This is a genomic window from Burkholderia sp. Se-20378, from assembly GCF_017104665.1.
Lineage (GTDB): Bacteria > Pseudomonadota > Gammaproteobacteria > Burkholderiales > Burkholderiaceae > Burkholderia > Burkholderia lata.
Genome location: NZ_JAAGPG010000437.1, coordinates 1 through 7,173, shown reverse-complemented (window position 1 = coordinate 7,173; position 7,173 = coordinate 1). Strand labels below are relative to the sequence as shown.

Sequence of the window (7,173 nt, the reverse complement as noted above, 5' to 3'; positions counted from 1 at the left end):
GCCGCGCGGCGCGCGGGCCGGTCGATTTCGCCTTGCAGGCCGAAATGGAGCAGCAGCGTGTCGCCGAGCCGCTCGTCGACCTGTGCGCCATAGCCGACGGCGATATCCGCGCACTTCGTCAGCCATTGCGCCTCGTAATGGTCGAGCAGGGCGCCGTGATCGGTTCCCGCATGGCGTTGCCGACCGTCTCCGGCGATCGTCACGCAACAGCACAGCGTGGTGACTTGCCGGTATTCGCCAGCGGTTGCGATCGCCTCGCCGCGCGGTGTGAGCACGTGCGGCCGCGTGCGCCGGCTTGCACGGCCGGCATCGAACGGGCCGACCAGCGCAGCGAAATTGAGCGTGCGAAACTGCGCCGCGAGTTCGTCGGCCGACGCGGCACGCTGCGCCGGATTCTTGCTCAACGCGTGCCTCAGCACCGAGCCGAGCGGATGCGACGCGATCGACGGTGGCAGCGCGACATCCACCGGGCTGAGCTGCTGATACAGAATGTCGGCCACGCTTGCGCCCTGCATCACGACTTCGCCCGTCAGGCATTCGATCACGACCAGGCCCCACGCATACAGGTCGCTTCCGGGCGTCGGCGGTTCGTTGCGCAATTGCTCGGGCGCGCAATATGACGGCGAGCCGAGCACCTCGGCCGCGAGCGTCGCGGCCTGGGGCGCGATATCCGCCGTGCCGGGCAGCAATGCGCCGATCCCGAAATCGAGAAGCTTCGCGTGCGGCCCGTCGTCTGCCATCGCGATCACGATGTTTTGCGGCTTCAGATCCCGGTGCACGATGCCGCGGCGATGCGCAGCCGCGAGCGCATCGAGCACCTCCGTCATCAGCCGTCCCGTGTCGACGGCCGGCAGCGGCCCCTCCATCGCGAGCCGGTCGCGCAGGGTCTGGCCCTGCACGCGTTCGAATACGGCGAACAGCCGCCCGTCGGGCGCTTCACCCTGGTCCAGCAGCGCCACGATGTTCGGGTGACGTAGCGCCTCGCACAGGCCTGTCTCGCGCCGGAAGCGCATGCGCTGGCGCGCGCGCTCGGTTGCGGTTCGCGCGACATCGTCCCGCATCAGCTTGATCGCGACGTCTTGCCCCGTTTCATCGCAGGTCGCGCGGAACACCACGCCGCCGCCGCCTTCGCCGAGCAACGCACCGAGCCGGTAATGTCGCTTGCCGGCCAACGTCGCGAAAGGCGCGGCGGGCTGCTGCGATTCACGCACGTGAGGCACGCCGCGTGCACGTGTCGCGGTCGCCAACCCTGGCTGTCGTTCCGCGTTCACGAGCAATGGACGACCGGATCCGGCGCCGGACGATGCATGCCGATGCGCGGCTCGACGCCCGGCACCGACTGGCATTCGAGGCGCTCGCCGCGCATGACGCGGAACGGGAAATCGCCGAAGCGGACACTCCCGCGCCGCCGCTCGACGAGTTGGCTCGCGTCCAGCCCCGGCAGCGCCGCGAATTGGCTCCGGGCGCGATGAATCTGCACGTTGAGATGGGACGTATCGATACCGAGCATGCGGGCCAGCCGGTCGAGTTCGATCCAGCCTTGCGTGGCGGCGTCGTAGCCGGCCTGCATGTCGGTCGAGCGTGCGCGGGCAAGGGTGACGAGGCTGTAGTGATGCGCGCGCTCGCCGAGGTCGACCACGCCGCCGCGAATGTGCAGCAGCGCACGCGCGTGCTCTTCGTCCCGGCTGACGAAGAATTCGAGCAATCGGGCCGGCGCGGCCGGATCGGCAGGCGCGCGCAGCGTCATGGTCGAACCATGGCGCACGAGCGCCACGCGCCACGTGAAGTCGCCCGTCGACACTTCATCGCCGTCATGGAGCGCGCGCGGCGGCAACGTGTCGTCGCACAGCCATTCCCCGGCCGGCGACTGGACGATCGTGACCGGCTGCGCAGCGTGGGCGGCCAGGATCTGGCGCGGCGTGAGCACGATCGGATGGGCAGAGCCCCGTACCGGCCACAACGTATCGGCCGGATCGTCGAGCGCATCGACGCGCCAGGGAGCGACACCCGTCCTGCCGAACCGGATGACGTCGCCCCGCTGCAGCACCGCGTGCTCGCCGTCGCGCAACGGCACGCCCGATACCGACGTGCCGTTGCTGCTGTGATCGTGGAGTTCCCATAGCCCGCCGACCCAGCGAATATGGGCATGGACACGGGATACCGACGCGTCGCGGATGACCGTATCGCAGCGCGCGGTATCGCGACCGAACACGTGATACGCGCGGAGCAGGCACGCTTCCCCGGAAGAATCGTTCTTGAGTATCGCCATGGCTGCCCCGTATCGGATTCGCCCGGGTCGCTCGAATGACGCGTCGACGCCCGGCAAAGCGATTGATTCAATGATCGCGAACGATGTCGACCGTTCGCCGCCTCGTTACCAGTTCCTTCGTCAGCTTCCTTTCGAATCGTTGCCCATCCGGCGCGTGTTATTTCGGCTAATTGAATGGCTGACTGTTTTATTTTTTAAAATCGAGCAACTTGATGAAAATCCTGCCAAACAAAATCATGCGTCGCAATCGAAATGCTCAAATCCCGCTTTGATATTGCAATGCTTTACATTTTCAGTGAAGCTTCGGTTCAGATATAAAGGGTCGAAAATCTTAATTACCCTACGATCCTTGACAGGCTTGAACCAAGCAGAAGCACCCCATTGAATGACGGGGTGCAATTAAATACCTTTGCCCGCGCGGAAATTTTGTTTGATCAAAAGAAAATAAATTAAATAGTTCAATCCGTTTAAATAATAATCCCCGGTGTTTTGGCATATTGCATTACATGAATTACTGCGAAGCTCAGGTGCGTCACGGCCATGGTTTCGCGGTGTCATCGGCAAGCTGATACGTGCCGGCACGCCGCTGCGTCACGTTCGATTGCTGGCAAAGGCTGCAGAAGCCGACGACGCGTCGGCCGTCCGATCGTCGTGACCGACTCGCCAACGATCCCGATGGAGCGCATCGACGGCAATCTCGGCCGCAAGCTGCCGGCCTCACCCTCCCCCACCATCCAACCCCAATAAATCTCCTTGACGACCTATCTTTCGATATATATCTTTAGATATGTTTTTCGACATATAGGACTCGATCATGCGACACAACCCTTCCCGCGGCCATGCCCGATGCGACGGTCATGGTGCGCATGGCCGCCCTGACTGGTTCACCGGTCTCTGGTACGCGATCGGTCGCCACCGTCGCGGCCACGATCCGTTTGGCGGCGGCCCGTTCGGTGGCCGTGGCGGGCGCGGCGGCTTTGGCGATTTCGGCGACGACGGCATGCCGCGCGGCCGCCAGTTCAGCTCCGACGATCTCCAGTTGCTGTTGCTTGCACTGGTCGCCGAGCAACCGAGCCACGGCTACGAGCTGATCAAGGCGCTCGACACGCGTTCGAACGGTTTCTACAGCCCGAGCCCCGGGATGGTGTATCCGGCGCTCACCTATCTCGAGGAAGTCGGCTTCGTCGCGTCGCAGGCGGAAGGCAACCGCAAGCGCTATGCGCTGACCGACGCCGGCCGCGCCCATCTCGACACCCAGCGCGAACGCGTCGACACGCTGTTCGCCCGCCTCACGCACCTCGCGCGCAAGATGGAGTTCATGCGCCGCGCGTTCGCCGGGGAATCGGCGGGCAACGAAACGCAGGACGACGTGCAAGCAGGCTGGCTGCCGGAGTTCGTCGAGGCGCGCCTCGCACTCAAGCGCGCGCTGCTGCACAAGAGCGCCGCCAACGCCGACGAACAGCGCCGCATCGCGGCCATCATGCGCCGCGCGACGGCCGAAATCGAAGGCGGCACCGGCGCGTGATGCGCGCCGCCCCGTCCAACCCTAAGGAGAACGGATTGATGCAGAACACATCCGACCGCACCGTGACCCGCGTGCGCCACACCCTCAAGTTCCGCTTGCTGCAAGTCCTGCGCGTGCACACCGTGACGCCGCACCTGCTGCGCGTCACGCTCGGCGGCCCCGATCTCGCGGATTTCGAATCCGCGTCGTTCGACGACCACGTGAAGGTATTTTTCCCGCCGCCCGGCGCTGAACGGCCCGTGCTGCCGACGCTCGGCGCGAACGGTCCCGAGTTTCCGGAAGGCGAACCGAAGCCGGTCGCGCGCGACTTCACGCCGCGCCGCTTCGACCGCGCCGCCGGCGAACTCGATCTGGAATTCGTGCTGAACCACCCGGGCCCCGCGTCGCAGTGGGCCGCCCAGGCACGTGTCGGCCAATGGCTCGGCATCGGCGGCCCGCGCGGTTCGTTCGTCGTCCCGACCGGTTTCGACTGGCACCTGCTGATCGGCGACGATACGGCGCTGCCGGCGGTCGCGCGGCGTCTCGAGGAATTGCCGGCCGGTGCGCGCGTGGCCGTCGTGATGGAAGTCGCGGACCGCACCGCGCAGATCGCGTTCGACACGCGCGCCGACGTGCATGAAATCTGGCGCTTCCGCGCCGAAGCCGACGCGGCGGACGGCGACGTGCTGCTGCATGCCGTGCGCGACCTGCCGCTGCCGCCGTCCGGCGACGGCTACGTATGGGCAGCGGGCGAAGCGCTGTCGATGCGCGCGGTACGCCAGCACCTGACCGGCGAGCGCGGCGTCGACAAGTCGCGCATCCGCGCGGCGGCCTACTGGAAGCGCGGCGCGGCGGCCGTGCACGAAACGCTGGAAGACTGACGGGAGCAGGTACCCGGCAATGGGGTACCCGATTGAGGTTGACCGGCCGATGTCACAATCGTGGCGTCGGCGCACCAGCGGGCTTGGCACCGCTATCGCGACTGGTATATATCTGTGGGAGCGACGCCGCTGTCGGGCGACAGCCGCCGCAGCCCGCCCAGGAGCGCCCGGTCATGACAAAAGAAAGCCACGCGTCGCCGTTCCTTCGCAACCTGAAGATCGCCGGCTATTGCGGCCTTGCCGCGGTGGTACTCGCGCTGTTCGTCGCGATGTGCGCGATCCTGAAGGAAAGCGCACTCGACCGCGACGCCGCGCAACACCCGGCCGATACACCTGAACTGCACGATGCGGGCGGCGGCCCGTCCGCCTCGGCCGAATCGGCCAAGACGCCCGGCTGACGGCGTCCTGCCCGATCTCCTGCCGCTTACGGCGCGTGCCGGCGGCCCATCACGACTGCATGCACCGAATCGCCGAACCGTTCGAGCAGCGCGGTCACGCGTTGCCCGTACAGGTGCGCGGCCAGCGCGCCGGCCGTGCCGACCAGCACGCCGCCCGCCATGTCGAACGGCCAGTGCACGCCCGCATAGATACGTCCCCATGCAATCGCCGCGGCCATCGCGGCCATCACGAACCCGGTGAGCCGGGTCGTGCCGCCGAGCATCAGCCCGACCGCCATGCTCCACGCGAACGTCATGTGATCGCTCGGAAACGAGCTGTCCGGCGCGTGCGGAATCAGTTGCGTGCCGACGCCGGCCATGAACGGGCGCGGCGAGAACCAGAAATGTCCGATGACCTGTGCGAACACGATCGCCACGCACACGCCGACGCCGGCTTCAATCGCCTGGCGCCGCGTCGGGCGTGCGCCGAAGATCCAGGTCAGCAGCAGCATCGCGGGCAACGCATAGACGAGCCAGTCGGCGGCGAAGATGGCGAGGCGGGCAACGCCCGGCTGCGGCGCAACCCCGGCGTTGATGGCGGAAAAGAGGGTGAGATTGAGGGTCTGCATGAATCCGGTTGCGTGGGGCGTAAAAAATCGGCCGGTTGCCCGGCCTGATACGAACGATGCTAAGGCGCACCCGCTTAAGCGATGCTTAATGGGCGGCCGCGCGCGACGAAGCCCGCCGCGGCGAACGCACTTAGAGCCTGCACTGCAACACAAGTTCACGAAATTGTCACATTCCCGCGCGACCGTCTCCCGGAAAGGCTCACCCTGCATCCCGTAAAGACTCACCTTTTTCACATCGTGACGTCATCGACGTGTGCAAACATCGGGACGCCGGGTGCCGTCCACGCCGTTTCCGTCATTCATCTCAATATTTACGCTGCGAATGCTTCGAAATCGGCAACAATTAATTCCAAATGCGGCATCGCACAACGGTAACGCACAGGCATAGCATTACGAGCTTACGAGCACTCACCCACGAAGCGATCAACAACAAGGAGTCCGCATGAAACCCAGCGATGTCCGATCGAAAGCGTTTGCGATGCCGTTGACCAGCCCTGCCTTCCCGATGGGCCCTTACCGTTTCGTCGATCGTGAGTTTCTGATCATCACGTATCGCACCGATCCGGACCGCCTCCGCGAAATCGTCCCCGAGCCGCTGCAGGTCACCGAGCCGCTCGTGCATTACGAATTCATTCGCATGGCCGATTCGACCGGCTTCGGCGACTACACCGAAAGCGGTCAGGTGATTCCCGTCGAGTACAACGGCCAGCCGGGCGGCTATACGCTCGCGATGTATCTCGACGATCACCCGCCGATCGCCGGCGGCCGCGAGTTGTGGGGCTTCCCGAAGAAGCTCGCGTCGCCCACGCTGCACGTGAACACCGACCACATCCTCGGCACGCTCGACTACGGCAAGGTGCGCGTCGCCACCGGCACGATGGGCTACAAGCACAAGGAGCTCGACATCGACGAGCAGACCAAGCGTCTCGCCGGCCCCAATTTCCTGCTGAAGATCATCCCGCACGTCGACGGCACCGCGCGCGTCTGCGAACTCGTGCGCTACTACATGCAGGACATCAAGATGAAGGGCGCATGGACGGGCCCCGCATCACTCGAGCTGGCGCCGCACGCACTCGCGCCCGTGGCCGATCTGCCCGTGCTCGAAATCGTCGAAGCCCGCCACCTGGTCGCAGATTTGACACTGGGCCTCGGCGAAGTCGTCTACGATTACCTGGCTCAGTAACACGTCCGCAGTCCTTTCTCCCTGTCAATCCTTTCACCACGGGAATTCGAACATGAGTAACCTGAATGGCAAGACCGCAGTCGTCACGGGCGCCGCGAGCGGCATCGGCAAGGAAATCGCGCTCGAGCTCGCGAAAGCGGGCGCGGCCGTCGCGATCGCCGACCTGAACCAGGACGGCGCGAACGCCGTTGCCGACGAGATCATCAAGGCGGGCGGCAAGGCGATCGGCGTCGCGATGGACGTGACGAACGAGGAAGCCGTGAACAGCGGTATCGACAAGGTGGCCGAAACGTTCGGCTCGGTCGACATCCTCGTGTCGAACGCGGGCAT

9 protein-coding genes are annotated in these 7,173 nt (G+C 65.3%); 6 read left to right on the top strand and 3 right to left on the bottom strand.

Annotated elements, in window-relative coordinates; genetic code table 11:
• Both G3N93_RS30520 and G3N93_RS30515 read right to left on the bottom strand, forming a co-directional pair.
• A partial coding sequence (locus G3N93_RS30520) for a protein kinase (protein WP_307873436.1) occupies nt 1-1,211 on the bottom strand: 1,211 nt, incomplete at its 3' end.
• A 56-nt stretch (nt 1,212-1,267) separates the two neighbouring features.
• Entirely contained in the window at nt 1,268-2,269 is a 1,002-nt protein-coding gene (locus G3N93_RS30515; RefSeq protein ID WP_174940426.1) for an FHA domain-containing protein, read from the bottom strand.
• Here G3N93_RS30515 and G3N93_RS30510 point away from each other — a divergent pair.
• The 4 genes from G3N93_RS30510 to G3N93_RS30495 all read left to right on the top strand — a co-directional run bounded on the left by G3N93_RS30510 (nt 2,268) and on the right by G3N93_RS30495 (nt 5,052).
• Nucleotides 2,268-2,654 carry a hypothetical protein gene (locus G3N93_RS30510; RefSeq protein ID WP_206134618.1) on the top strand — a complete coding sequence of 129 codons (387 nt, stop codon included), beginning with the start codon at nt 2,268-2,270 and terminating at the stop codon, nt 2,652-2,654. The genes G3N93_RS30515 and G3N93_RS30510 overlap by 2 nt on opposite strands.
• Nucleotides 2,655-3,083: 429 nt before the next feature.
• Nucleotides 3,084-3,794, top strand: a complete 711-nt coding sequence (locus G3N93_RS30505; protein WP_206134617.1) for a PadR family transcriptional regulator — start codon at nt 3,084-3,086, stop codon at nt 3,792-3,794.
• A 38-nt stretch (nt 3,795-3,832) separates the two neighbouring features.
• The gene (locus G3N93_RS30500) at nt 3,833-4,654 is read left to right on the top strand and encodes a siderophore-interacting protein (protein ID WP_174940432.1); all 822 of its coding nucleotides are present in this window, start codon (nt 3,833-3,835) and stop codon (nt 4,652-4,654) included.
• A 173-nt stretch (nt 4,655-4,827) separates the two neighbouring features.
• On the top strand, nt 4,828-5,052 hold the full coding sequence (locus G3N93_RS30495; protein ID WP_089446765.1) for a hypothetical protein: 225 nt from the start codon (nt 4,828-4,830) through the stop codon (nt 5,050-5,052).
• Between the two features lie 26 nt (nt 5,053-5,078).
• Here the strand turns inward: G3N93_RS30495 and G3N93_RS30490 are convergent, their stop codons facing one another.
• Entirely contained in the window at nt 5,079-5,660 is a 582-nt protein-coding gene (locus tag G3N93_RS30490; protein ID WP_206134616.1) for an undecaprenyl-diphosphatase, read from the bottom strand.
• A 442-nt stretch (nt 5,661-6,102) separates the two neighbouring features.
• On the opposite strand from G3N93_RS30490, the gene G3N93_RS30485 reads away from it, so the two are divergent.
• Together G3N93_RS30485 and G3N93_RS30480 are read left to right on the top strand one after the other, a co-directional pair.
• On the top strand, nt 6,103-6,843 hold the full coding sequence (locus G3N93_RS30485; RefSeq protein ID WP_009687317.1) for an acetoacetate decarboxylase: 741 nt from the start codon (nt 6,103-6,105) through the stop codon (nt 6,841-6,843).
• Nucleotides 6,844-6,895: 52 nt separating this feature from the next.
• Nucleotides 6,896-7,173 (top strand): SDR family NAD(P)-dependent oxidoreductase (locus tag G3N93_RS30480; RefSeq protein ID WP_206134615.1); only part of this gene is annotated, 278 nt, incomplete at its 3' end.